The sequence below is a fragment of the Acinetobacter sp. Marseille-Q1623 genome (assembly GCF_902809895.1).
Lineage (GTDB): Bacteria > Pseudomonadota > Gammaproteobacteria > Pseudomonadales > Moraxellaceae > Acinetobacter > Acinetobacter piscicola_A.
The window spans coordinates 1,503,210-1,529,461 of the sequence record NZ_CADDWG010000001.1 but is presented as its reverse complement, the minus strand read 5'-3'; the positions used below and the strand labels follow the sequence as shown (position 1 = coordinate 1,529,461).

The following is a 26,252-nucleotide window of genomic DNA, read 5'->3' as shown; positions in this document are numbered from 1 at the left end:
AAGGATAAAATCATGAGTATTTTAGTTATCGCTGAGCACGACAATAAAGCACTTAACGGTGCAACATTAAACGTTGTTGCTGCGGCTCAAAAAATCGGTGGTGATATCACTGTATTGGTTGCAGGTTCTGGTGCTCAAGCAGTTGCTGATGCTGCTGCTAAAGTTGCTGGCGTAAGCAAAGTATTACTTGCTGATGATGCTGCTTATGCAAATCAATTGGCTGAAAACGTGGCTAAACTCGTAGCTTCTATCGGTGCGGGTTATTCTCACATCCTAGCTGCTTCTACAACGACGGGTAAGAACATTCTTCCACGTGCTGCTGCACTATTAGATGTAAGCATGATCACTGACATCATCGCTGTTGAAGGTCCTAAAACTTTCAAACGTCCAATCTATGCTGGTAACGCGATTGCGACTGTTCAATCTGACGAATCTATCGTTGTTGCAACTGTACGTGGTACTGCTTTTGATGCTGTTGCAAGCGACGGCGGTTCAGCTGCTGTTGAAGCAATTGCTTCTACAGGTGATGCTGGTATTTCTAAGTTCATTTCTGAAGAAATCGTGAAATCTGAACGTCCAGAATTAACAGCTGCGCGTATCGTTGTTTCAGGTGGTCGTGGTGTTGGTTCTGGTGAGAACTACCACAAAGTACTTGATCCACTTGCTGATAAGCTTGGTGCTGCTCAAGGTGCTTCACGTGCTGCGGTTGATGCTGGCTTCGTTCCTAACGACATGCAAGTTGGTCAAACAGGTAAAATCGTTGCGCCTGACCTATACATCGCTGTCGGTATTTCTGGTGCGATTCAGCACTTGGCGGGTATGAAAGATTCTAAAGTGATCGTAGCGATCAACAAAGATGAAGAAGCGCCAATCAATGCTGTAGCTGACTACTGGTTAGTCGGTGATTTGAATACTGTAGTTCCAGAGTTAGTTTCTAAACTTTAATTCTGAACTTTAAGTTTCAAAAAAGACGCTCTTAAGATATTAAGGGCGTTTTTTATTTAAATTAAAAATAGATAAGTTCAATGAACATAAATTTAAAATTTACACAAGATCATATTTTTAAAAGAATCATTGTTTTTCAATCAGCATTGTTCGTGGGCATGATGATGCTCGTAATGGTCTATGCTATGACAATAAACATGGCGGACGATCGCTTCGGTATGATTGTTTTTTCCATATTCGGTATAATATTGGCTTGTACGGCTTGTCTTTTACTGCAAGATGCTTTTAGAAAAGATCGATCTAAAAAATATTATCTACATTGGAGTCCTTGGATTTTGGTGTGGATTTATTGGGATTAATTATTTTAATTCTTGTCTATGTACTGTTTAGACTGAACGCTCTCATTGTAACTTTTGTATATCGATTGATTTTTGATGGGCAAAATATTTTAAAAAATTGGACTTACAGTTCCTGTAGGGGGATAAAAAGAGGATAAATAGAATGAAATGTCATAAGTGCAATGCTGAAAATATCAATGAAGCAGTCCGATGTGGAATCTGTGGTGTACGCTTAAAGCATCAGCAAGCTTTTGATGATTTCACAGGGAGTTATGTCCGATCTTTAAACCGAGGCAAACGACAAAAGCAGCATATTTTGAATCAAGATGCGGATATAAAGCCATATCAACATTCAAATTCGAATCAATCGTTAAAGAACGAGCATAAAGCTAAAAATGAAATAAGAAAACTATTTGATATAACACAAGAAAAAATTTTACGGGCACAAGGTAGATTTGTGGAGCATCCATTAAAAAATAAGAAGGTATTTATTTATATTGTGTGGGCAGTGATCATTTTTGTATTGGCAATTCTTGATGGAATGAATAGTAACGCTATTCCCTAAAGTATAAATGCGCGATTGAAGCAAAATATGTTTTTTATGTTTATAGAAAAATAATGGCTGAAATCAGAACCTTTGATATTTGATGCTAAAACACAGAATATTTTTAAAGAAAAAATACTATTGCTGCTCAATGGTGGAGCATGTATTTAAGAGAATAATTCTAATAAAAATTATATGAAATGTGTTTTAAATAATGAAATATCTAAAAGTAATCAGTGATTTGTTTTAAAAAACAATTGTATTTTATAAGGCGATAAGTAATATAAACCTTGCTTCCAGAGAGGAAGAGTAATAATTCTTATAGGACATAAGATGAAACAGAATATTTTAAAAAAAATTGCGTTAATTGCTTTATTGGGAATGGGGTTGTTCGCACAAGTCTATGCTGCTAGTCCATTGGTGGGGTATTGGAAAAGCGTAGATGATCGCACAGGAGAGGCGTTGTCTATTATTGAAATCAAAAAGTTAGAAAATGGGACGTATGGCGGATTTATTGTCCATCGTTTTGCTGCTCCAGGTGGCGTGCCGTTGACACATTGTACAAAATGTCCTGAACCTTATAGAAATAAACCTTTAATCGGTATGCAGATTTTATCGGGTTTTATTGAAGATCCTAAAAAGCCAAATAACTTTATCCATGGTAAGGTTTTAGAGGCAAAGAGTGGTAAGATTTTTGAAGGAAAAGGGCAATTGGTTGCAGATGGTCGTCGCTTACGTTTAAGGGGTTTTATTGGGGTATCTATGTTAGGGCGTACCCAAGTGTGGGTTAAAGTGAATGACCCTCAAGCAGAGATTAATAAATAATAGGTTATTGATTTAACAGTGTTCACCCTTCTAAATTGTCTGAATCAAATAATTTAGAAGGTTGATTTTTCATCGCATTTAATTTTTGGCTCAATTGCCTTATTTTAGCTCTAAGATTTAAAAAATAAATTTTATTACCTGAGTCCATAGAGAAGTTTTTTGACTTATAAATTTTTAAAATATGAATTTTCCAATCATTTTGTCAGACTTTTTTATGCGGCTTTTGCTGAATTAATTTTATGATTGAAACGGACGAAAAATTGTCATTTAAATGCATAAATTTAACAAGATTTAGCGCCATTTAAAGCCACAAAAAGTGAAGTTTTTATGCTATAATTTCCGGCTGAATTTTAGATTTTGACTTATTATTTTTAGGTCAAATTTTTGCAAGATTGACGATATAAATCGAGTAACTTTGTTGCTTGAAATAAGGAGTATGCATGAGCGTATCGGAAACTAGACCGATTGCCATTGAGGATGAACTCAAGCACTCATATCTAGACTATGCGATGAGCGTTATTGTCTCACGTGCATTACCAGATGTTCGCGATGGCCTAAAACCTGTTCATCGTCGTGTGCTATTCGCTATGCACGAGTTAGGCAACGACTATAACAAAGCGTATAAAAAATCTGCCCGTGTTGTCGGTGATGTCATCGGTAAGTATCACCCGCATGGTGACTCTGCTGTTTATGAAACAATTGTTCGGATGGCGCAAGATTTTAGTTTGCGTTATCAATTGGTAGACGGTCAAGGTAACTTCGGTTCGGTTGATGGTGACAGTGCTGCGGCAATGCGTTATACCGAAGTACGTATGCGTAAATTGACCCATGAAATGTTGGCTGATTTAGAAAAAGATACAGTCGAATGGGAAGATAACTACGACGGTTCTGAGCGTATTCCTCAGGTGATGCCGACGCGTATTCCTAACTTGTTGATCAATGGTGTTACAGGTATTGCAGTGGGCATGGCCACCAATATGGCGCCACACAATATGACGGAAGTCATTAATGCGTGCTTGGCATATGCAGAAAATCCTCAAATTTCAATTGAAGGATTGATGCAACATATTTCTGGTCCAGATTTCCCTACGGGCGGTATTATTTATGGGAAATCAGGCATTGTAGATGCTTACCGTACAGGTAAAGGACGTTTACATATTCGTGGTAAATATCATTTTGAAGAAGACCAAAAAACGGGTCGTACCACAATCGTCTTTACTGAAATTCCCTATCAGGTCAATAAAGCAAAAACCATTGAGCGTATTGCTGAATTGGTGAAAGAGAAAAAACTTGAAGGGATTTCAGAACTTCGTGATGAATCTGACAAAGAAGGGATGCGTATTGCAATCGATTTAAAGCGTGGAGAAAACGCTGAAGTGATTGTAAACAACCTATTCTTAAATACACAGCTTGAAAATTCATTCAGTATCAACATGGTTTGTCTTGATAATGGGCAACCTAAGTTAATGAATTTGAAAGATATCATTGCGGCATTTATTCGTCATCGTCAAGAAGTGGTAACACGTCGTACGATGTTTGAATTGCGTAAAGCACGTGAACGTGGTCATATCTTAGAAGGTTTGACTGTTGCTTTAGCCAATATTGATGAAATTATTGAAACCATCAAGACTTCGGCAAATCCACAAGAAGCACGTGAACGTTTGCAAGCAGGTGAATGGGCTGGGGGTAATGTACTTGCCTTGCTTGAAAAAGCAGGTGCGATTTCTGTACGCCCTGAAGAGATTGAGGGTGAAGATCCAAATCGTCCATTTGGTTTAGATGGCGCAATTTATCGTTTATCACCTGCACAAGTTGGTGCGATTTTAGAATTACGTTTGCATCGTTTAACGGGTCTTGAACAAGATAAGTTACAAGCGGAATATTCTGAGATTCTAGCGCAAATTGCTGAACTTACAGCAATTTTAAATGACTTTAATTTATTGATGGGCGTGATTAAAGAAGAACTTGCTTTGATCTTGCAACAATATGGCGATGCTCGTAAAACAGCAATCGTTGAGTCACGTATTGACTTCTCTCGTGAAGATTTAATTCCAGAAGAGCAAGTTGTATTGACTGTTTCTAAAACAGGTTATGCGAAAACTCAACCATTGTCAGACTACGCTGCACAGCGTCGTGGTGGACGTGGTAAATCAGCAACTTCGATGAAAGAAGACGATTATATTCAACATCTAATCGTGACATCGAACCATGCAACCGTGCTTTGTTTTACCAATGTCGGTAAGGTTTACCGTCTGAAAGTATTTGAAGTACCGCAAGCTTCGCGTGGTGCGAAAGGTCGTCCGATGGTGAACTTATTGCCATTGGAGGCTGAGGAAACCATTACAGCAATTCTTCCTGTGATTGATGCACCGAAGAAATTTACTGAGCGTTTAGCTGAGTTTAGAAGTTTTACGCGTGCCAATGTTGCGAAGCTTCGTGAAAATTCAGTCATTGATTCGCATTATGAAGCATTGAAAGCTGCTTTTGCTGAATTGGGTGAAAACCCTGATGACTTGTCTGATGCTTTACGTAAGCAGTTGAAAGAAATAGGTTTAGAGCTTTCAACAACAGATGTACAAGATGATTTAATTGCAGAATTTGCTGAACGTGTTGAAAGTGTTCGTAAAAACTTCTATGTGTTTATGGCAACCGCTTCAGGTACAGTAAAACGTGTTGAATTAGAACAATTTAGTAATGTTCGTTCAAATGGTTTACGTGCTATTGAGCTGAAAGACGAAGATACCTTGATTGGTGTTGCAATTACGGATGGTGAACAGCAAATTATGTTGTTCTCAAACGAAGGTAAGGCAATTCGTTTCTCTGAAACAGATGCGCGTGTGATGGGACGTACTGCGAAAGGTGTTCGTGGTATGCGTGTGACATTAGCAGCTGCACAAGCGGATGAAGACATAGAAACAGATGTAGATTCTGAAGATGAAGATTCTTCAGATTCAAGTTTCGTGAGCCGTATTGTTTCACTCGTTGTTGTTCCTGAAACGGGCGAAGTATTATGTGCTTCTGCCAATGGCTATGGTAAACGTACTTCTGTCGATGACTTCCCAACCAAGAAACGTGGTGGTAAAGGTGTTATTGCCATTAAGACTTCTGAGCGTAATGGTGAATTGGTCGGTGCTGTAGCAATTGACGTCACCAAAGAGGTGATGTTGATTTCTGATGGTGGTACTTTAGTGCGTACTCGTGCTTCTGAAATTGCACAAACAGGTCGTAATGCACAAGGTGTTCGTCTCATCCGTTTAGGTAATGAAGAAATCTTGGTTGGCGTTGTTGCGGTTGAAGCGGTTGAAGAAGATGAAGAAATTTTAGAGTCAGTTGAAACCATTGATGGTGAAGCATTAGTGGATCAAGAAAAGCTGGTGATTGATGAAACAATCATGGAAGAAGGTGACACTGATTCTATTGATAATGACATTGATGAGTAATTTGTAGTTATTGAGAAAGGGCGCTGCGGCGCTCTTTTTTATTGCATATCACTTTAAATATTTATCATTTTAATTTATAGATGAGTTTTATTTGTAGTTATATCTGTGATAACTTGGTTGCTTAATGAAAGTTAAATGCTTTTATAAAAATAAACTGGGATTTGAATGAAGAATATTTTACTTATTTTGTGTTTAAGTTTGCCATTAATGGCGTGTGAAAAAGTTGGCAATGCGGTGCTTGAAAAGGCAATCGGTGAAATTCCAGAAAGTAGTACAGTACAAGATGCTAAGGCGCAACAACTCTTTACGGCATTGGTTGAAAAAAACGAGATTAAGGTTTATCAGTTAGTCGAACTCGATGTTCATAAATTATTAAATAATAATCCACAAGTGCTGCCAGAAATTTTTGAAATAATGCCTGACCATGTGATTGAGCCAAAAGAGGTGGTGTATCGTGCAAAAACAGTTGATTTAAAAGTAGGTAAAATATTTTCAGTGACTTATTATTATGATTATCCTGACAAACCTATTCGTTTTACGGTGGTATTTAAAGGACATGAGGGCGGTGCAAAAGTGTTAGGACTTTTTGTGACACCCGATCAAATACAACAAGTGACTGAAACAGAATAAACAAAAGAAATGACTTAGCTAAAAATATGAATAATGAACAGATAGCAAAACCAGATGTGAAAGGAGAATTAAAAGTCATTTTTGTTATTTTATGCGCGATTATTTGGTTTACTGTGATGTTTAGTGAATATCGTAAAGCATATTTAGCTGCATTAACTGAATATGAAATCAGTTATAAATTAAATTGGACATTAGAAAAAGAATTAGAAGTTGAAGATCTTATTTTTAGTTTCCACTCTAAAAAAGGTAAAACGATAAAACCTAAAGCTCCAGAACTCATTGTTAAAAATAAAAAAACTGGACAAACTCTAGTGAGTCAACAATTTAGTTTTTTTAAAATTAATCGCCCTGAACTAAAGTTAATCTCTGATGCTGAATATCCGATAAGCTATCCTGAGTTTTATTATAGCCCTGATTATAGTGTGATGTTGAAACGTAAAAACTTATATTGGATCAGCAAAGCAACGGTGATTAGTGAGGGACAAGAAGCACGTATCTATTTTAAAAATGCAGATCCAAATTTTAAAAGATATAATAAAATCCGTTATACAAAAAACATGTATGTATTTTCTTTCATTTTAATTTTTATTATTGCTTCTAGCATTTGTATTGCATCTTTATTCAGTTGTTTGAAAGATTATAAAAACAATATTTCTTCAATAATAATCTATATTTTAGGATTAATTTTTGTTGTTTATTTTATATTTTACAAATTTATTTGGATATGGCTTCAAGTTGAGTTTAGGGTGTTTTAGAATTTAAAATAACTTGAGTATTATATTTGCAAAAAAATTGAAACCCTATGCTATTTTATTGGAAATAAACTGAGATGTTAAAATTAATTTATTATGTTCCCGAGTCACATTTAGAGACGACAAAAACAGCAATATTTGCAGCAGGCGCAGGTGGAATTGGAAATTATGAACATTGTGCATGGCAAGTGTTAGGCACAGGGCAATTTAAACCTGTGCAAGGCGCACATCCATTTATTGGTGAGTTGGATGTTTTAGAGCAAATCCCTGAATGGCGTGTGGAAACGATTGTTCCTGAAGATAAAGCGAAAAAAGTGGCAAAAGCTTTAAAAGCAAGCCATCCTTATGAAGAGCCTGCTTTTGAGTTTATTCAGATGGTTGAGATTAATTGACATTAATTGACATAAGTCAGTTCAAAAGTATCCTCTCTTTACGAAACAATATTTCTCATCCCTCAACGGGAGAGAGGACTTTATTTTTAAACCTTTTCAATAAATAAATCACGATCAAAACGATACTGTGGGAAGAATACGCCATCTTTGGCACGTTCACCCGCGGCAATCACCATAACGGGATATTGTTGATCATTCAAATTTAAAATTTGACGTAGCATAGGTTCATCAAAGCCTTCCATCATGCAACTATCAAAACCATACGCGCGCAAAGCCAAGACAAAATTTTCGCAAGCCAATGCAGTGGTTTTTGCGGCCCAAAGCTGGGCATCAGCAGGATTAAAAGCAGTTACAGGCAATTGCTTATTCATACTACGGGCAATTTTAAATGCCACCTTTTTAAAATTACCCAAAGTGTTGAAATAACCCGTTTTATAGTTATACGGAATATATTTGTAATATTTTTTCACCGCTGGTGGTACTTCAGGAAATGGAAATTCACTGATATTACGTTTTGACATTTCATTGACACGATCGGTACGTGCGACACAAACAATCAGTTCAGCAGCTGTTTTTGCAGCCAATTGACCTAAGCAAGCTTTGACCAATTGTGTTTTCTTCGCTTGATTTTGCACAACATAAAATGTCCAAGGCTGTAAATTAGAAGAGTTCGGTGCAAGCAAAGCTAAATCTAAGCATTGCTCTAAAATGTCGTTTGGAATTTGCTTTTCTGTAAATTTACGTACAGAGCGGCGGCTTTGCAGAACAAGCTTAAAGTTATCAACATCAATATCTTGTGGAGCAGGTTCATAATAACGTTGTTTAGTTGAATTTTCTTGTGACATAAGATTTGCCTGAGATGAAAAATAAATTAGCATTTAAAATGAAAAAGCCACTGAATATTATGACTTCAGTGGCTTTGGCTCATCATATACTCAATTAGTTAAATTGAGAAAAATCGGGTTTACGTTTTTGCATAAATGCTGAAACAGCTTCTGCCATTTCAGGTGATTTGACACGGGTCATAAATATTTCAGCTTCATGGTCTACACATTCAATGATTTGTTGTAAATTGTGTTTCATTAAGGCTTTACTTTGTTTTAATGAAGCCAATGGAAGTGAAGATAAATGGCGTGCTTGTGCTTCAGCATGTGCATAAGCATCTTCTACAATTTCGTTGACTAAGCCTGTAGCGAAAGCTTTTTCTGCATTAAATTTTTGTGCAGTAAAAATAAGCTCAGCCGCTTTATGATAACCTGCTTGTTGTACCAAAAGCTGTGTTGCGGCACCTTCAGGAGATAGACCTAGACTAACAAACGGCATTTGGAATAATGCTGTATTGTCGCTATAAACCAAATCTGCATGTAATAAAATAGTGACACCAATTCCAATGGCTACGCCGCGCACAGCGACAATCAATGGTTTAGAAAAACGAGCAGCCGACTTTAATAACACAAATGGCGGATTCATACCTGCTTTACGATCTAGAGGCTTTTGTGCAAAAGCCAAGAAGTCTTGCATATCATTACCAGCAGTAAAGTCATTGTCTTGACCGCGGAGAATGATATTGCGTACAGCATCATCATGATCGGCTTCATCCAATGCTTGCGCAATCCATAAATATAAGTCGCCATAAAGTGCATTTTTTGCTTCAGGACGATTAATCGCTAAAGTGAGTGTGCCGTTGTCTAAATTTGCATTTAAATGTGGATGTGGCTGTTGAATACAACTGAGGGTCATCGTACTATCCTTGCTTTAAAATTCATTGGATTTTTATAACGCCATTATGTCGCATATTTTATGTGTAGACGCAAACTGGTCAGTTCATAAAAATGAGGACTATGATGCAATATTGTTTTGATTATCTGATTTATATAGGTCGTTTTCAGCCTTTTCATTTGGCACATATGCAAACTATAAACATTGCATTAGCACAAAGTCAAAATATAATTTTGGCATTAGGTTCGGCACAAAATGAGCGTAATATTAAAAATCCTTTTAGTGCTGAAGAACGTGAAAATATGATTCTCTCTAACTTTTCAGCTGAAAATCAAAAACGTATCCATTTTGTACATGTTATTGATGTTTATAATGATGTGAAATGGGTGAAATTGGTGAAATCTTTGGTCAATGAAGTGGTTAAACCTGATGATCGAGTGGGTTTAATTGGTCACTTTAAGGATGAATCTTCTTATTATTTACAGCTTTTTCCTGAATGGAAAATGGTTGAGTTAGATAGTTTGAAAGGGTCAATTTCAGCCACCCCACTCAGGGAAGCATACTTTCAGGGTGAAATTAAACAGGCTGAATTTCCGCTTGGAACAGTGGAGTTTTTACAAAAATTTCAACACACTGATCATTATCAGCAACTCAAAGCTAAATTTGCAGCTCAAGATACATCGAATATTGAGCTTTAATCGAAAATTTTAAATATATACATTATTCTGATTCAAATAGATATTTACTCTGTTGAATCAGATGCTGTGTCAAAGCTTCGAGTTGAGGCGATTGTCGCTTCCAATGATGCCAATATAAAGGGATCTGTATTTGGGCAAAAGGCATTATTTCAATGAGTTGACCATTCTGAATGCGATTCTCAATTTGAAAGTCAGGCAGTAGACCATAACCAAAGCTCAATAAAATTGCTTCTGCAAAAGCCGTTGAAGATGGAACACTATGATAAGGAAACATAGTTTGAGTTAAGCCAAAATGTTGCGTTAAAATTTGCTGATGTAGTTGGTCTTTTTCATTAAAAATTACAGCAGGTGTATTTTTTAAAACTTCACGTGAAATATCATTTTTAAAATACTGTTGATAAAAAGCTTTACTTGCCACCATACGATAGGTCATTTTTCCTAAAGCATGTGTGTGACAACCATGCATAGCTGTTTTTTCGGTAGAAATACAGGCATTGACTAAACCTGCTTCGAGTAAATGATGGGTTTGAGTTTGATCATCAATTTTTAAATCTAATAAAATGTTCTGTTGTTGTACAGATTGTTGTAGTGCAGCCAATAACCATGTGGCTAAAGAGTCTGCATTGGTTGCGATTTTTAATTTATAAAAAGCAGATGCTTGATGTTTACCTTGAAAATTTTGTAATAGGTCACTTTCCATTAAGCGAATATGTTGTAGATGTTGTAATAGCGTTTGTCCCATTGGTGTAACACGGCAAGGACGCTCTCGTAAAATTAATACTTGTCCTAATTGTTTTTCTAATGTTTGTAGCCGTAATGTGACTGCTGAAGCTGTGATATTGAGTTGGATTGCAGCGAGTTCAAAACTTCCTGTTTCGGCAATGGCTAAAAATGCTTCACTTTGTTTGCTCTGTAACATATTTATGGCTCATTTTGGCTTTATTTAACTAAGAAAAATTTAGTTTGGATGAGATTTTCTAAGAATAATTTATTTTTGAATGGAAAACGAGATAATGACGACATTCAGTGATGTTATCGTATAGTTAAAATGCAATCATTTATTCATGGATTTGCGATTGGTATGAGTCTGATCGTGGCCATTGGGGCACAAAATGCCTTTGTTCTCAAACAAGGTTTAAAAAGACAATATGTATTTTGGGTATGTTTACTTTGTGCTACTTCTGATGCAATTTTAATTGCGCTAGGGGTAACAGGTTTTGCCCAAGTCATTCAAAGTTATCCGCAAATTTTGAGCATCACAAAATATTTTGGTGCTGCTTTTTTATTTATTTATGGTGCACAACATTTTTATGCTGCTGTAACGCAAAATCAAAGCTTATCTGCAAGTGATACTCAAGCAGAAAATGTGTGGAAGATTTTAGCCATTTGTGCTGCATTAACATGGTTAAATCCGCATGTTTATTTAGATACAGTGATTTTGTTGGGTTCAATTTCTACACAGTATGCAGCAAACAAAATGTATTTTGCTTTCGGTGCAATGACAGCTTCATTTATATTTTTCTTTGTCTTAGGATTTGGTGCAAGATTTTTGCAACCGATTTTTCAAAGACCTCAAGCATGGAAAATTTTGGATATGATGATTGCTTTGATGATGTGGGCGATGGCTTTTAATTTGCTATTGAATTGAATTTGAATGAATCATCAACTTGTGATTATGAAATACACAGTGGATGTTCATATCAAAAATATTGATCAAAAACTTGAAGTAAACTCTCGTACTAAAGTCATTCATGTTGTACAAAATAAAGGCTTATTCAGTGAATAATAAGCCTTTATACATAGATAATTTTAAGGTTTAAGGAATGGTTGCTTCATTCATATGACGCGCACCTTCTAGCAGCATGCGAATCATAATCATGGTTTGTTCAGCCACTTCTTTACGTTCATGATTTGGCAGATCCAATACTTTTGCTCCCATGTTAAAGACCAATTGTGTAATGGCTTTAGCGACAAGCTCAGGATGAATGAGTTTATGCCGATTTAGTTTTTCTAAGCGAATTAAATCTTCTTGTAACTCTTGTTGAAAAAAAGCCAATTGTTGATCTACCGCATGTTTATATTGAATTGAACCTGTATAACCTTCACGTAATAATAGACTTAAATTTCCTTCGTCAGCATCTAGTTGTTCAATAAATACTTCAACAGAACTTCGAATAATGCTGCCATTTTTGGTTGCTTGTAAACGTGCTTGATGCAAAATTTGACGTAAGACACCGCCTGCACGGTCAATTAACTCAATTGCAAGTTCATCAATATCTTTAAAGTGTCGATAAAAACTATTGGGTGCAATGCCTGCTTCACGTGCAACTTCTCTTAAACTTAAAGAAGAAATACTTTTTTGTGGGCTAATTAAATTTAATGCAGCTTGAAAAAGCTCTTCTTTAGTAATGGTTGCTTTTCTGCCTACTGAACGCACAGATACTTTTTCAAGAGCAGAATCTGTGTCTTGAACGGAAATAGAATTTTCAGAGAGTGCAGAGCTTTGCTTCATAAATATCAAGTAAATTAAGTTATTTAACTATTATAGCCGTTGCCATTACATAAATGAAATGTCTAGATACAATACAACTGTATATACAAATATATATACATATGTATAATAATTTAAATTCTATTGAGTGGTACGCCTCTGATGCATGCTATTGAAAAGCAAAAATCTCCTATAAATTCAATATTTGAAGTTGTATTGGGCACTCATGCAAGCAACTTCTGGCTACAAAAAATTAATCCTTTATGGTCAATTCAACAAGCACTTGGAAAAATTGTCCAAAAAGAACAAACCGCTGTTGATATGGTGAGTTTGACCATTCAAGTAAATCGTAATTTTAAACATGGGCAAGCAGGGCAACATCATCCCATCACGATTGAAATTAATGGTCGTCGCTATGAGCGTACTTACAGTTTGACTCAACTTGATAAACAACATGTTGTATTAACAGTAAAAAAAGTTGAAAAAGGTATCGTTAGTCAGTGGTTGAATGAACAAGCAAAAGTCGGAGATATTCTTGAGTTTGGTCAGCCTTATGGTGAAATGCAACTGCCAAACACAACCCAGCCACTTGTATTATTGGCTGCGGGAAGCGGCATTACACCAATGTATAGCTTAGTGAAGGATCTGCTTCAAAACAAAAAAAATAAAGAGCAAACCGTACATCTGCTGTATTGGGTAAAAAAACATGCCGATGTTGCATTTAAACAGCAGTTTGAACAATGGGCAGTACAATATCCAAACTTTAAATTTGATGTTTTTTATACACAAGATACGCCTAAAGATGCACGTTTAAATGTTGAATATTTACATTTGGTGAAAGACCTTACACAAAGTACGGTCTATGTTTGTGGACCATCAGGTTTTGTCCGCACTGGGGAAAGTTTATTTCAGTCTGCACATGATTTTAAAAGTGAAGCCTTTAGCCTTACGCCGATCATTTCTGATGAAACAGGCTATGTAAATGTGACTTTAACTCAGTCGAATAAAGTGCTGGCGATTCCAAAAGGTCAGTCTATTTTGGTGAGTTTAGAACAACAAAACATTAAACCACAGCATGGCTGCCGTATGGGAATTTGCAACAAATGTGCATGTAATAAAGCCCAAGGTGCAACCAAAAATATGGTGAATGGTCAAGAAAACTCTGAACCTAACAATTTACTTAGAATTTGTGTAAATACTGCACAAACTGATTTAGTTATCGACATTTAAGCGAGTTTTATCATGAATATGCCAGTTAAAATTCAATATTTTACCAATCCTAAAAACCGTGAGTTAACTCAGTTTGAGTTAGATGAACTTGCCCGTGAACTTGATGCAATTAAGCAAGAAGTTCTTGATGATATTGGCGAAAAAGATGCGAAATACATTAAAAAGGTTTATGCAGCGATTCGCTATAGCAGTATTTTAGGGCGCGCTTGTCTTTTTGCAGGTTGGTTCCCACCAGCATGGTTGCTAGGCACAGGTTTACTTGGTTTTGCCAAAATCATGGAAAATATGGAGCTGGGTCATAATGTCATGCATGGGCAATATGATTGGATGAATGATCCACGTTTTAAGGGTACTGATTACGAGTGGGATATTGTCGGTACTTCTGATAATTGGCGTCAAACCCATAACTACAAGCACCATACCTATACCAATATTAAAGGCATGGATGACGATATTGGTTATGGTTTATTGCGTCTTTTCCCTGAACAGCGTTGGAAACCAGGCTATTTATTACAGCCTTTATACAGCATTCCATTTTGTTTGTTATTCCAATGGGGGGTTGCAATCCAAAATCTTGAAATTGGTAAAGTTTTTTATAAGCGTAAAACTTGGGCACAATTTAAAGAAGAATGGAAACCGACGCAGAAAAAAATAGGTAAGCAATTTTTTAAAGATTATGTATTTTTTCCTTTAATTGCAGGACCTGCGGCGTTGCCTGTGTTCACGGGCAATTTAGTTGCAAATGGCATTCGTAACGTTTGGACATTTAGTATTATCTTTTGTGGTCATTTCACTAAAGATGTAGAAGTTTTTCCTAAAACAGTATTACAAAATGAAAGCCGTGGACATTGGTATATGCGTCAAATTCGTGGTTCTTCGAACTTAACGGGTTCAGAAGCATTCCATATTCTGACGGGTCATTTAAGCCATCAAATTGAGCATCATTTATTTCCTGAAATTCCTGCACGTCGTTATCGTAAAATGGCACCGAAAGTACAGGCTGTATGTGAAAAATATGGTTTGAACTATAACAATGCAAGCTTATTCAAACAGTATGGTCAGGTACTTGGACGTATTGTCAAATATGCTTTTCCATTTAAAAAATAATCAGCATTCATTTTGAAATAAAACCGCTTTAGAGCGGTTTTTTATTGGGAATAAGTTTGAGTGTTGTCATGATGATTAATACGATAAATTGACTGTGCTCAGTATGAGCATTGAAGATTGAAAAAAGCATTAAAATAAAGACAAAGAGAATAGATCATAACCCATTCGCCCAATTAAAAAGACCAATAAAATCAAAAAGAAAATACGAATGAAACCACTGCCATATTTCATTGCCAACGCCGTACCTGTAATAGCTCCCAAAATATTACATACAGCAAGGACAACGGCTGCGAGCCAAATCACATGACCTGTTGGAATAAAGAAAAACATTGCGGCTGCATTGGTCGCAACATTGACGAGTTTTGCCGAAGCAGAGGCATTTAAAAAGTCAAAAGCAAAGACTTTGACAAATAAGAATAATAAAAAACTGCCTGTTCCGGGACCAAAAATACCATCATAAAAACCAATACATGCACCAAACAAAATGCCGAGCGCAATTTCCCTTTTCCCTGCTTGTAAAACGGTATGAACTTGCCCAAGATCTTTTTTGGCAAATGTATAAATGGCAATTGCAATCAGCAAAAAGAACACGATATAACGCATGAGTTCTTTGGGAATGAGCGAAACTGACATTGCTCCAAAGAAAGAAAATATAAATGCAGCAACCATGGTCGGTAAGATTAACTTCCAATTGATAGTTACTTTCTTAAAGTAAGCAAGTGCAGAAGACAATGTACCTGCCATTGCAATCATTTTATTGGTACCGAAAACAGTGGCTAAACTGTGTTTTGGCAAAGCATGCATGAGGGCAGGTAATTGGACTAAACCACCACCACCTACTGCTGCATCAATCAGCCCACCACAGAATGCGAAAAAGCCGAGACCCATTAAAAGGGTTTGATATTCCATGGTCAGCGCTGATATTTAAAGGAGATGTTGCGAGTTTATGCTAGAAGTATTTACAATGAAAGTCATAAAATTACTCAAGTCTCATGATTTGAGACTTGGTTGATCTAATGTGTAAGGCGATGCTTATTTTATATACCCTTTATCAATGAAAGGTCTAAAAATACGATAATAAATTGATAAGACCAGATTTAAAATCAAGTCTTTATATTTGTGCCATAACATGAGTCCAGAAAAATTGACCAATAATGCCAACAAAAAAGCACCAATCATATCGAGTGGAAAATGCACACCCACATAAATACGAGACCATGCCACTAACCACGCGACCAAAATCAGCAATTTACCCAATTCACGTTGTGATGAAAAATAGTAAGCAAAGGCGATACTACTAAAAATCGTCATGTGATTACTTGGAAATGAACCTGTCGGTTGATGTTGAATGAGGGTTTGACCGACTTCCATGACAAAAGGTCGTGGAGAATAAAAAAAATGTGAAATTAACTGACTCATTGACAGCGTCACACAAGTAAAAATGAATGCTTTTAAAATTTGTTTTTTGACTTGTTCATCGCCACGAAACCACAGGATGGCAAATACAACAATCATTAAATACAATAAATCATTAGCAATGAAAATCGCATAGTGCACCATAAAGGATGATGCATGTTCGGGCGCATTTAAAAGATTAAATATAGCAAAATTTAAATTTTCAATCGACATTAGAGGAAAGTTCAAGTAAAGCGACGGTAGGCTACTGTAAGCATCTTGTCATTAAAATGAAATATAGTGCTCACCTAAAGCCAACAATGTAACTCAAAATTTGAGACGTATTTTGCGATTATTGAATAAAAAACAGTAGAACCATGGCTTGATCTACTGTTTTATAAGGTATGTGTGTTTCAAAAATAAGAAGACTTATTTAAATTGGATAGATCCATTGGCGTTGACAGTGATTTTAGATTCACCAGAAGCCATGTTTTGCCCACCTGCATCGGCTGCTTCAAATTTTGCCATGCTAGCGCGCGCTGCATAGAGCGGCTGAGGATAAGAATTATTGGTGTTGATATTTAAGCTCACCAAGTTATATGCCGATTTATTCCATGCCTGTGTCAAAATTTGTGCACGTTGCTGAAAGTTTTTGGATGCTTCAACCATGAGTTCATTTTCAACTTTTTTTCGTTGCTCATCAGATACTGTAAAATTAATTGATTGAGTTTGGAAGCTTTGTTGTAACTCACTGATCAACTGGCTCGCGGCTTTAAAGTCTTTGCTTTCAATTTGAACTTCGGCACGACCACGCCATTCTTTTAATTTTTGGTTGTCATTGTCATAGACTGGGTAAGTGGTTTGAGAGCCTGTTTCAACTTTAACTTGTGGATATTTTTTGGCAATGCTCATGGCTTGATTCATGAGCTGTGTGATTTGGGCAGACAATTCAGCAGGTTGTTTGTTGGTTTTTTCAATAAATAAGACAGCATGCATCTCATCATTAGAGACTTGACGGGTTGCATCTGCTTGTACATTGACAACATTATAGTTCAATGCGTCATTTTCTGCTGCCATAGTTAGGGTACTCAGTGTTGTTCCTAAAAGTAAAGTGGTTAAAGCTAAATAACGCATAGTTTTTCCTTAGAAGTATTCATTGAAATTCTTTATTTGATATTAAGCACAAGTCAGGGAGAGCTTTTGCATAATTTGTGGTGCATTTGTAATAATTTATACCAAGTTTGCAACAAATAATAAATTAAAATATGATATAAATTAGTGTGTTATTTATGTTTTGTAAAAAATAAATAGATTAAAATATTGTAGAAATTAAAAACGAGCAAATCATCGACTTTTCTTTGCTTTGTCACAGAGTATGATGATAATTATAGTATAGATGTTAATGAGCGTTTTTTTCGATAAACGAATAGGCGATAAGTACATAAAAGATATTTATTTTCTTGAAAAAAACTGTATTATCGCGCTCCTAGTTATGAATATTCAAAATCGCTCTAACTAGATTCTATAAAGCACCGAGTCAAAGGACCGCAAGTCACCCGACTTATTTCTTTCAACCCATATCAGAGATGGTAATTCGATATGAGCGTTACTTCTGTAAATCCTGCTGCCACTTCCACAAACGAATACTACTTGACTCGCCAAAGTCAGATGGAATCGAATGTTCGTAGTTATCCACGTAAATTACCGTTAGCGATAGCGGAAGCACATGGTTGTTGGGTTACCGATGTTGAAGGTACAAAGTACCTCGATTGTTTAGCTGGGGCAGGAACATTGGCTTTAGGCCATAATCATCCTGCGGTGATTAAAAGTATTCAGGACACTTTAGCGAGTGGTCTTCCTCTGCATACTTTAGATTTAACAACGCCTTTAAAAGATGCTTTTACTGAAGCACTTCTTGAACAGCTTCCAGGTGGTCAAGAAGAATATTGCTTACAGTTCTGTGGTCCATCTGGTGCAGATGGTACAGAAGCAGCAATTAAATTAGCGAAAACCTATACAGGTCGTAGCACAGTTATCAGTTTTTCTGGTGGTTACCACGGGATGACCCACGGTGCATTGGCGATGACAGGTAACTTATCTGCTAAAAATGCGGTCAATGGCTTAATGCCAGGCGTACAATTTATGCCATATCCGCATGAATACCGTTGCCCATTAGGCATTGGCGGTGAAGCAGGTGTAGATGCCTTAACGTATTACTTCGAAAACTTCATTGAAGATGTCGAAAGTGGTGTCACTAAACCAGCTGCTGTAATTCTTGAAGCAATTCAAGGTGAAGGTGGTGTGGTGACTGCACCTGTAAAATGGTTGCAAAAAATCCGTGAAGTGACAGAGCGTCACAACATCGTATTGATTTTAGACGAAGTTCAAGCGGGCTTTGCACGTTCAGGTAAAATGTTTGCCTTTGAGCATGCGGGTATCGAACCTGATGTCGTTGTGATGTCGAAAGCAGTGGGTGGTAGCCTACCATTGGCTGTATTAGGAATTAAACGTAAGTTTGATGCTTGGCAACCTGCAGGTCACACGGGTACTTTCCGTGGTAACCAACTTGCTATGGGTACTGGTCTTGCAACCATTAAAACCATTAAAGAACAAAATCTTGCTCAAAACGCACAAGAACGTGGTGATTTCTTACAAGCTGAATTGAAAAAATTAGCGCAAGAATTCCCATGTATTGGTAATGTTCGTGGTCGTGGTTTGATGATCGGTATTGAAATCGTAGATGAACGTAAACAAGCGGATCACATGGGTTCTCTTCCTGCAGATTCGCAATTGGCTGCTGCAATCCAAACTGCTTGTTTCAACAATAAATTATTGCTTGAAAAAGGTGGTCGTAGCGGCACAGTGATTCGTCTGCTTTGCCCATTGATCATCACTCAAGAAGAATGTGAAGAAGCTATTGCACGCTTTAAGAAAGCTGTTGCAGAAGCGCTTGTTGCAGTTCGAGGCGCGTAATTTATGGTAGATTTTGCAGAACATCGTAAAGCGTTACTCTGCAATGATGCTCAATCTATTGCTGACTATGAGTCAGCAATGGGTGAGGCGACCAAAGCGGTCGCAGCATGGTTGCAAAACGACAAAATGTATACAGGTGGTAGCATTAAAGAACTTCGCCAAGCGATTTCTTTTAACCCATCTAAAGAAGGTTTAGGTCTTCACCAATCGCTTGAGCGTATGGTTGAGTTATTCTTAAACAAAAGCTTAAAAGTACATCACCCACATTCTTTAGCACATTTGCATTGCCCAACCATGGTGACAAGTCAAATCGCTGAAGTATTGATTAATGCAACGAACCAGTCGATGGACTCATGGGATCAAAGCCCTGCGGGTTCTTTGATGGAAGTTCAATTGATCGATTGGTTACGTCAAAAAGTGGGTTATGGTGCAGGTCAAGCAGGCGTGTTCACTTCTGGTGGTACACAATCTAACTTGATGGGCGTACTACTTGCTCGTGACTGGTGTATCGCAAAAAACTGGAAAGACGAAAACGGTAATCCGTGGTCGGTTCAGCGCGATGGCGTGCCAAATGAAGCAATGCGTAATGTCAAAGTCATTTGTTCTGAAAATGCGCATTTCTCTGTGCAAAAGAACATGGCAATGATGGGCATGGGTTTCCAATCAGTCGTGACTGTTCCTGTCAATGAAAATGCTCAGATGGATGTGGATGCACTGGAAAAAACCATGGCGCATTTGCAAGCTGAAGGCAAAATCGTGGCATGTGTGGTTGCAACTGCGGGCACAACCGATGCGGGTGCCATTGATCCACTGAAACAAATTCGTGAAATCACCACCAAATATGGCGCGTGGATGCATATCGATGCGGCATGGGGTGGTGCGTTAATTCTGTCAAATGACTACCGTTCAATGTTAGACGGTATTGAATTGTCAGATTCGATCACATTGGATTTCCATAAGCATTATTTCCAAAGCATTTCATGTGGTGCATTCTTGTTAAAAGATGAAGCGAACTATCGTTTCATGCACTACGAAGCTGAGTATTTAAACTCTGCTTATGATGAAGAGCATGGTGTTCCAAACTTAGTGTCTAAATCATTACAAACAACTCGTCGTTTCGATGCGTTGAAATTGTGGATGACGATTGAGAACTTGGGTGAAGAGCTTTATGGTTCAATGATCGATCACGGTGTGAAACTTACACGTGAAGTTGCGGATTATATCAATGCAACAGACGGTCTTGAAATGTTGGTCGATCCACAATTTGCGTCTGTGTTGTTCCGTGTGATTCCTGAAGGTTATCCTGTGGAATTATTGGACTCTCTGAATCAAAACGTGGCAGATGAATTGTTTGCACGTGGTGAAGCCAATATTGGTGTGACCAAAGTGGGCAATGTTCAATCATTGAAAATGACCACTTTAAGTCCAGTGGCAACTTTAGAAAACGTACAGAATTTACTTGCTTTAGTGCTTGCAGAAGCTGATCGTATTAAAGATGCTATTGCGGATGGTAGTTATACGCCTGCAATTGATTAATCATTGTATTTATCAAAGAAAAACCCAGTTTTAGCACTGGGTTTTTTGATTTGAAAATGAACTTTTTATCAACTTGTGTATTTCTCATTAAGTAAATTTAGATTTCATCATGATCTGATTCTTTTCTTTAAAATTTTTTAAAACAATGTAAGACTTTATGTGTCCAATAAAGTCACAAGACAACAAACGCTCTGTGACAAAATGTGAAAGTTGTTCCAAATTTTCAGCAACAACCTTGAGCATATAGTCTGCATCTCCACTTAAAGAAAAAGCCTCCTGAATTTGATCTTCACATTCAATTAAATCTTGAAAAGCCTGTTTTGATACAGCACCATGCGTACTTAAATTAACATGAACCATTGCCATAACGTTTATTCCGAGTGCTTGTGGAAGAATTCGGGCGCTATAACCTAAAATAATGCCTTTTTGTTCTAAGATCTGTCGACGTCTAGAACATTGTGAAGCTGATAATCCAATCGTGTCGCCAATTTCTTGATTGGTTAAACGTCCATTGCGTTGTAATGCTTGTATGATTTGCCAATCAAACTTATCCATTGCATAAAATCCTTTTATGATACACAGATCATGCATATTGCAAAAAATCTGTTTCTATTATGCATGAAATATAAAAATAAAATGCAATATTATTTTTATAAAGGGAATAATAATGTAAAGGAAAGTGAATATGTTAATAGAAATTGGTAAGTACCTGAATAAACGTTTACAAGAGCTTGGAATTAAACATGTTTTTGGTGTACCTGGTGATTTTAATTTATCTTATTTAGAGCAGATTGAAGAAGAGAAACAGCTTGATTTTGTTGGTAATTGCAACGAGCTCAATGCCGCTTATGCTGCTGATGGTTATGCACGAATCAACGGTTTTTCTGCGCTTGCAACCACATATGGTGTAGGAGACTTAAGTGCGATCAATGGGATTGCAGGTGCTTATACTGAAAATGTTGCGGTGGTTCATATCTCCGGGATTCCACCTTTGCATGCAGTAAAAAATGGTGCACTTTTACACCATACCTTGGTTGATGGTAATTATGACAATATCATGAACTGTATGCGAGAGTTTACAGTGGCGCAGACCCGTCTAACACCTGCAAATGCAGCCAAAGAAATAGACCGTGTATTGCAACAATGTTTTATCGAAAAACGACCTGTGCACATTCAACTTCCATCAGACATTACGCATGTCAAAATACAGGTGGAAGAGCAGCCTTTAAATTTTGTTATGCCAAAAAGTGATCCTGAATTACTTGAAAATGCAATTAAAACACTGGCGAATGCAATTGTGCATGCAAAAAGTCCAGTACTTTTGGTTGATAATGAAGCTCAAATCTTCCAAGTGACGCAGCTTGTGGAAAAATTAGCAAACCAATATGCAATTCCTTATGTGTGTTTAAGCACGGCGAAAAATATTGTTGATGAATCCTCGCAATTGTTCGCAGGTGTATATGTGGGCGCAGCAAGTCAGCCAATCGTCCGCCAATTGGTTGAAAATTCAGATTGTTTAATTGCAATTGGTGCACGATTTACAGATGTGGGTTCTGGTTATTTTAGCCATCAAATTAACCCCAAAACGTTTGTAGATATTAAGCAGTATGATTTAAATATTTTTGGTCAAAATTTTCCTGCAATTGAATTATCTGAATTATTGACTGCACTCTGTCATGCTTTACCGACTCGAAAAGTTCTCAAACCTGTATTAGAGGCAACGCCTTTTGTGCCACAAAGCATTCAAGCTTCACGAAAGCTTTCACATGATATTTTGTGGAAATATATTGGTGCATTTTTAAAAGAAAATGATGTAATCATTGGTGAAGTCGGTACTTCAAATTCTGCTCTATCAGGCATTAGATTGCCGAAAACAGCAAAATACATCGCTCAGCCAATCTGGGGTTCGATTGGTTATACCTTACCCGCATTATTAGGGGCAATGAAAGCAGCACCAAAACGTCGTCATGTTTTGTTTATTGGTGATGGTTCTATACAACTGACCATGCAAGAACTTTCAACGATTATTCGACATGATCTTAAGCCGATTATTTTTGTCATTAATAATGGCGGTTATACCATTGAGCGTTTGATCTTAGGAGAAAAGGCAGCTTATAACGACATTCAAAACTGGAAATATACCGAAATGGTTCATGTATTTAATGGGAAAAATACCTATGAAACATGTACCGTGGAAACAGTCTTAGAGCTTGAGCAAGCCTTAGAAAAAATTAATGATCATCAGCATTTATCATTTATTGAATTAAAACTCCCCGCGATGGATGCGCCACTTAGCCTACAAAAATTTGCCGATGTTGTAGCTCGTTATGATTATGGTGATCATGCTTACCAAAAACTAAAAATGTCTGAACCATATGTGAAATGTCAGGATGCGATTTCGTTTTGACGCAAAGAGGAAATGTAGTAGCAGTGCTACATTTCCTCTTCTTTTTTATTTTCCAATTCAAGTTATTTCTAAAATGTGATGCTAATCAAACTGTGATCTTTAAGGTATGAGCTGTTAAAGATCATTTCTTCTAAAAAAGTTGTCACGGATATGACAACACAGGAGTTAATATGGAAATTCAGGAAAAAAATACGCTAAAAAAAGAGCTTTCCAATCGTCATATTCAATTGATTGCACTTGGTGGTGCAATCGGAACAGGTTTATTTCTTGGACTTTCTCAAACCATTAAGCTTGCAGGACCTTCAGTATTATTAGGTTATGCTTTGGCGGGTGTGATTGCATTTTTGATCATGCGACAACTCGGTGAAATGGTCGTACATGAGCCTGTCAGTGGTTCTTTTAGTTATTTTGCCAATAAATATTTAGGTCAAATGGCTGGCTTTATGTCAGGTTGGAATTATTGGGTGTTGTATGTTTTGGTCAGTATGGCAGAGCTTTCTGCGATTGGTACATTTATACATTTTTGGTGGCCCGAAATCCCAACATGGTTAACAGCACTGTTCTTTTTTATTTTGATCAATGGGATTAACCTCATTGATGTGAAGTTTTTTGGTGAATCTGAATTTTTATTTTCAATGATTAAAATCATAGCGATTTTAAGCATGATTGGTTTTGGTGCTTATTTATTATTAAGTGGACAGGCTGGTCCACAGGCAAGCGTGAGCAATCTTTGGCAATTCGGTGGTTTTTTCCCCAATGGTGCACATGGTTTTATCATGGCAATGGCAATGATTATGTTTGCTTTTGGTGGGCTTGAGTTGATTGGAATCACGGCGGCAGAAACCAAAAATCCTCAGAAAACCATTCCGAAAGCAGTTAATCAAATTGTATACCGTGTGCTGATTTTTTATGTGGGTGCAATTGGGATTTTACTTTGTCTATATCCATGGAATCAGGTTGCACAAGGTGGCAGCCCATTTGTATTAATTTTCCAATCTTTAAATAGTGGTGGCGTGGCCAATGTTTTAAATTTTGTGGTGTTGATTGCCGCGATCTCAGTTTATAACAGTTGTATTTATTGTAATACACGAATGTTACATGGTTTGGCGGAACAGGGGAATGCACCTAAATTTCTTAAGAAAGTAAATAAACGTGGCATTCCTGTGAATGCTGTTCTATTGTCATCGGCTGTGACAGCACTTTGTGTTTTGATCAATTACATCATGCCAAGCAAAGCGTTTGAGCTTTTAATGATGTTGGTGGTCTCTGCATTAGTGATTAACTGGTTAATGATTTCGATTACACATTTAAAATTTAGAAAAGTGATGTTAAGTACAGGTGAGCAGACTGCATTTAACAGTTTGTTTGCACCGTGGTCAAATTATCTCACGATTGCTTTTGTATTCTTTATTTTGATTGTGATGAGCTTTACGCCAGATATGCGCATAGCAGTGGTGATGATTCCTGTGTGGTTGGTATTTTTAGGCTTTATGTATATGGCGAAATACCGCAAGAAGGCCGCAATCATGTCTGAGGTCGGTATTTCTCGCTAAATAAAAGTTATCGCTTTGTGGTTGATATTTCACCGACATTGTTTTATAGAATCATCCTTCGCAATAGGTTGAACCGTTTAGAAAAACCGAGTGAATTTATTCGCTCGGTTTTTTATGCTTATGTATTTTAAAAAGGTATTGATCATTTATTGATGGTTTTATTTTTTATTTTAAAGCGATCATGCATCGTGATATTGTTAAACACTTGTTTTAATCATTTAAATTTAAAGTATTTATGCCAATAAAGACCGTTGAAACCTGGCTACATTTAACCACGCAAAAAAATCAGCAGGTGATGCGTAATGTTGCTCGTTTATGGAATATTGGTGAAAAAGCACGCGATCCCCAAGAGATTTTAGATGCTTTACACCCGTGGGGAGAGTGTAAAGATTTATATTTCCACAATTTTATTGCCCATTTATTCATAGTTTTAGGTGTTTTTATTCTGATTTTTGGTTGGATGATTAATGTTTATATTCCCTTTGCTTTGACTTTCTTGGTCGCTATGTTGTGTTTATTTTTTGCTTATTTAATTTATGAACCTCGTTCACCGATTGAAGAAGTAATACAGTTTTTAGAAAAACGCATGTTGATGTTAAAATATGATTTACAGTTCAATCGTGTACCATCTTTTTTGCCGCAAAGTAGCAACTCGCTTTTGGTTATGAGTAAATTAAAGCAATCTTTTCCTTTATTTTCAAAAGGAAATGCGATAAATGAAATTACTCAATACATTGCTACAACATGGGAATTTGAACATAAAAAATATCCAGTCTTATTGTTTCATTATTATTACATCAATGAATTGCCAATGAGTCAGTTCAATAAAGATCAGAATAAAACGCAAGGGATACGTAAAGATCAGTGGGGCGCTTTTGTATTTGCTACACCCCGTTTGGGCTTTGCAGCAAGTAATCAGCGTCACGCATTTTTTGAACCCTATACACAAAAATGGTCAACCAGTGATATTTTAGTGAATGAAAATCTAAACATCTTTGGACATGATCAGAATCAACTTGCACGTCATATTAGCCCAATGATGACTTTAAAATTGAGTGATTTTTTTCAAGATTATTCAGGTGAAGTTGTATTTCATTTTGAAGAAGATATGCTGTGCTATATGGGGGATCAAAATTTGTTGCAACATCGTCAAAATATCGAAAAAATTCGAGATGTTTCGCAATTAAGAGGACATTTACGTACTTTGCGTATGGCTGAATATGAACGCTTTCAGCAACACATGCTAAACTTAATTTCATAATCAATAAGGAAAACAA

25 protein-coding genes are annotated in these 26,252 nt (G+C 36.8%); 17 read left to right on the top strand and 8 right to left on the bottom strand.

What is annotated here, in order from left to right; all coding sequences use genetic code 11:
- The first annotated feature begins 12 nt into the window (after window positions 1-12).
- From HUV91_RS07270 to HUV91_RS07240, 7 genes are all read left to right on the top strand, one after another.
- The gene (locus HUV91_RS07270) at window positions 13-945 is read left to right on the top strand and encodes an FAD-binding protein (RefSeq protein WP_130072804.1); all 933 of its coding nucleotides are present in this window, start codon (window positions 13-15) and stop codon (window positions 943-945) included.
- 501 nt (window positions 946-1,446) lie between these two features.
- Window positions 1,447-1,848, top strand: coding sequence for a hypothetical protein (locus HUV91_RS07265; protein ID WP_174492990.1), 402 nt, complete (start codon window positions 1,447-1,449; stop codon window positions 1,846-1,848).
- A gap of 312 nt (window positions 1,849-2,160) precedes the next feature.
- Entirely contained in the window at window positions 2,161-2,652 is a 492-nt protein-coding gene (locus tag HUV91_RS07260; protein ID WP_130072802.1) for a DUF2147 domain-containing protein, read from the top strand.
- Window positions 2,653-3,092: 440 nt separating this feature from the next.
- The gene (gene gyrA / locus HUV91_RS07255) at window positions 3,093-6,092 is read left to right on the top strand and encodes a DNA gyrase subunit A (protein WP_174492989.1); all 3,000 of its coding nucleotides are present in this window, start codon (window positions 3,093-3,095) and stop codon (window positions 6,090-6,092) included.
- Window positions 6,093-6,257: 165 nt separating this feature from the next.
- Window positions 6,258-6,722, top strand: coding sequence for a hypothetical protein (locus tag HUV91_RS07250; protein WP_174492988.1), 465 nt, complete (start codon window positions 6,258-6,260; stop codon window positions 6,720-6,722).
- Between the two features lie 26 nt (window positions 6,723-6,748).
- The gene (locus HUV91_RS07245) at window positions 6,749-7,477 is read left to right on the top strand and encodes a hypothetical protein (RefSeq protein WP_174492987.1); all 729 of its coding nucleotides are present in this window, start codon (window positions 6,749-6,751) and stop codon (window positions 7,475-7,477) included.
- A 74-nt stretch (window positions 7,478-7,551) separates the two neighbouring features.
- Window positions 7,552-7,866, top strand: a complete 315-nt coding sequence (locus tag HUV91_RS07240) for an NGG1p interacting factor NIF3 (protein ID WP_130072798.1) — start codon at window positions 7,552-7,554, stop codon at window positions 7,864-7,866.
- 86 nt (window positions 7,867-7,952) lie between these two features.
- Here HUV91_RS07240 and HUV91_RS07235 read toward each other — a convergent pair whose 3' ends face one another.
- Entirely contained in the window at window positions 7,953-8,711 is a 759-nt protein-coding gene (locus HUV91_RS07235) for a nitroreductase family protein (RefSeq protein ID WP_174492986.1), read from the bottom strand.
- A 94-nt stretch (window positions 8,712-8,805) separates the two neighbouring features.
- Entirely contained in the window at window positions 8,806-9,606 is an 801-nt protein-coding gene (locus tag HUV91_RS07230; RefSeq protein WP_174492985.1) for an enoyl-CoA hydratase-related protein, read from the bottom strand.
- Window positions 9,607-9,710: 104 nt separating this feature from the next.
- Between HUV91_RS07230 and HUV91_RS07225 the strand changes: the two genes are divergently transcribed.
- Window positions 9,711-10,283 carry a nicotinate-nicotinamide nucleotide adenylyltransferase gene (locus HUV91_RS07225; protein ID WP_174492984.1) on the top strand — a complete coding sequence of 191 codons (573 nt, stop codon included), beginning with the start codon at window positions 9,711-9,713 and terminating at the stop codon, window positions 10,281-10,283.
- 22 nt (window positions 10,284-10,305) lie between these two features.
- Here HUV91_RS07225 and HUV91_RS07220 read toward each other — a convergent pair whose 3' ends face one another.
- Window positions 10,306-11,202, bottom strand: a complete 897-nt coding sequence (locus tag HUV91_RS07220) for a LysR family transcriptional regulator ArgP (protein WP_174492983.1) — start codon at window positions 11,200-11,202, stop codon at window positions 10,306-10,308.
- A 129-nt stretch (window positions 11,203-11,331) separates the two neighbouring features.
- Between HUV91_RS07220 and HUV91_RS07215 the strand changes: the two genes are divergently transcribed.
- Both HUV91_RS07215 and HUV91_RS07210 read left to right on the top strand, forming a co-directional pair.
- A complete protein-coding gene (locus HUV91_RS07215) occupies window positions 11,332-11,931 on the top strand; it encodes a LysE/ArgO family amino acid transporter (RefSeq protein WP_174492982.1) in 600 nt (199 codons plus the stop codon).
- 6 nt (window positions 11,932-11,937) lie between these two features.
- Window positions 11,938-12,069 carry a LuxR C-terminal-related transcriptional regulator gene (locus tag HUV91_RS07210; protein WP_174492981.1) on the top strand — a complete coding sequence of 44 codons (132 nt, stop codon included), beginning with the start codon at window positions 11,938-11,940 and terminating at the stop codon, window positions 12,067-12,069.
- A gap of 30 nt (window positions 12,070-12,099) precedes the next feature.
- Here the strand turns inward: HUV91_RS07210 and fabR are convergent, their stop codons facing one another.
- Window positions 12,100-12,795: an HTH-type transcriptional repressor FabR gene (fabR, locus tag HUV91_RS07205; protein WP_130072792.1), complete on the bottom strand. Its 696-nt coding sequence runs from the start codon at window positions 12,793-12,795 to the stop codon at window positions 12,100-12,102.
- Window positions 12,796-12,936: 141 nt separating this feature from the next.
- Here fabR and HUV91_RS07200 point away from each other — a divergent pair, with 141 nt between their 5' ends.
- Window positions 12,937-14,004, top strand: a complete 1,068-nt coding sequence (locus HUV91_RS07200; RefSeq protein WP_174492980.1) for a ferredoxin reductase — start codon at window positions 12,937-12,939, stop codon at window positions 14,002-14,004.
- A gap of 12 nt (window positions 14,005-14,016) precedes the next feature.
- On the top strand, window positions 14,017-15,111 hold the full coding sequence (locus HUV91_RS07195; RefSeq protein ID WP_130072790.1) for a fatty acid desaturase family protein: 1,095 nt from the start codon (window positions 14,017-14,019) through the stop codon (window positions 15,109-15,111).
- Window positions 15,112-15,240: 129 nt separating this feature from the next.
- Here HUV91_RS07195 and HUV91_RS07190 read toward each other — a convergent pair whose 3' ends face one another.
- From HUV91_RS07190 to HUV91_RS07180, 3 genes are all read right to left on the bottom strand, one after another.
- Window positions 15,241-16,020, bottom strand: a complete 780-nt coding sequence (locus tag HUV91_RS07190) for a sulfite exporter TauE/SafE family protein (RefSeq protein WP_174492979.1) — start codon at window positions 16,018-16,020, stop codon at window positions 15,241-15,243.
- Between the two features lie 123 nt (window positions 16,021-16,143).
- Window positions 16,144-16,740, bottom strand: a complete 597-nt coding sequence (locus HUV91_RS07185; protein ID WP_174492978.1) for a phosphatase PAP2 family protein — start codon at window positions 16,738-16,740, stop codon at window positions 16,144-16,146.
- 195 nt (window positions 16,741-16,935) lie between these two features.
- A complete protein-coding gene (locus HUV91_RS07180; protein WP_174492977.1) occupies window positions 16,936-17,640 on the bottom strand; it encodes an SIMPL domain-containing protein in 705 nt (234 codons plus the stop codon).
- Window positions 17,641-18,105: 465 nt separating this feature from the next.
- On the opposite strand from HUV91_RS07180, the gene HUV91_RS07175 reads away from it, so the two are divergent.
- Both HUV91_RS07175 and HUV91_RS07170 read left to right on the top strand, forming a co-directional pair.
- On the top strand, window positions 18,106-19,479 hold the full coding sequence (locus HUV91_RS07175; RefSeq protein ID WP_130072786.1) for a diaminobutyrate--2-oxoglutarate transaminase: 1,374 nt from the start codon (window positions 18,106-18,108) through the stop codon (window positions 19,477-19,479).
- 3 nt (window positions 19,480-19,482) lie between these two features.
- Window positions 19,483-21,015, top strand: a complete 1,533-nt coding sequence (locus HUV91_RS07170) for a pyridoxal phosphate-dependent decarboxylase family protein (RefSeq protein ID WP_130072785.1) — start codon at window positions 19,483-19,485, stop codon at window positions 21,013-21,015.
- An 87-nt stretch (window positions 21,016-21,102) separates the two neighbouring features.
- Here HUV91_RS07170 and HUV91_RS07165 read toward each other — a convergent pair whose 3' ends face one another.
- Window positions 21,103-21,570 (bottom strand): Lrp/AsnC family transcriptional regulator, encoded by a 468-nt coding sequence (locus HUV91_RS07165; protein WP_130072784.1) that lies wholly within the window; start codon window positions 21,568-21,570, stop codon window positions 21,103-21,105.
- A gap of 130 nt (window positions 21,571-21,700) precedes the next feature.
- Between HUV91_RS07165 and HUV91_RS07160 the strand changes: the two genes are divergently transcribed.
- From HUV91_RS07160 to HUV91_RS07150, 3 genes are all read left to right on the top strand, one after another.
- Complete coding sequence (locus HUV91_RS07160; protein WP_174492976.1) at window positions 21,701-23,422, top strand: alpha-keto acid decarboxylase family protein; 1,722 nt, start codon at window positions 21,701-21,703, stop codon at window positions 23,420-23,422.
- Window positions 23,423-23,592: 170 nt separating this feature from the next.
- A complete protein-coding gene (locus HUV91_RS07155; RefSeq protein ID WP_174492975.1) occupies window positions 23,593-24,975 on the top strand; it encodes an amino acid permease in 1,383 nt (460 codons plus the stop codon).
- Window positions 24,976-25,210: 235 nt separating this feature from the next.
- Window positions 25,211-26,236 carry a hypothetical protein gene (locus HUV91_RS07150; protein WP_174492974.1) on the top strand — a complete coding sequence of 342 codons (1,026 nt, stop codon included), beginning with the start codon at window positions 25,211-25,213 and terminating at the stop codon, window positions 26,234-26,236.
- The last annotated feature ends 16 nt before the right edge of the window (window positions 26,237-26,252 follow it).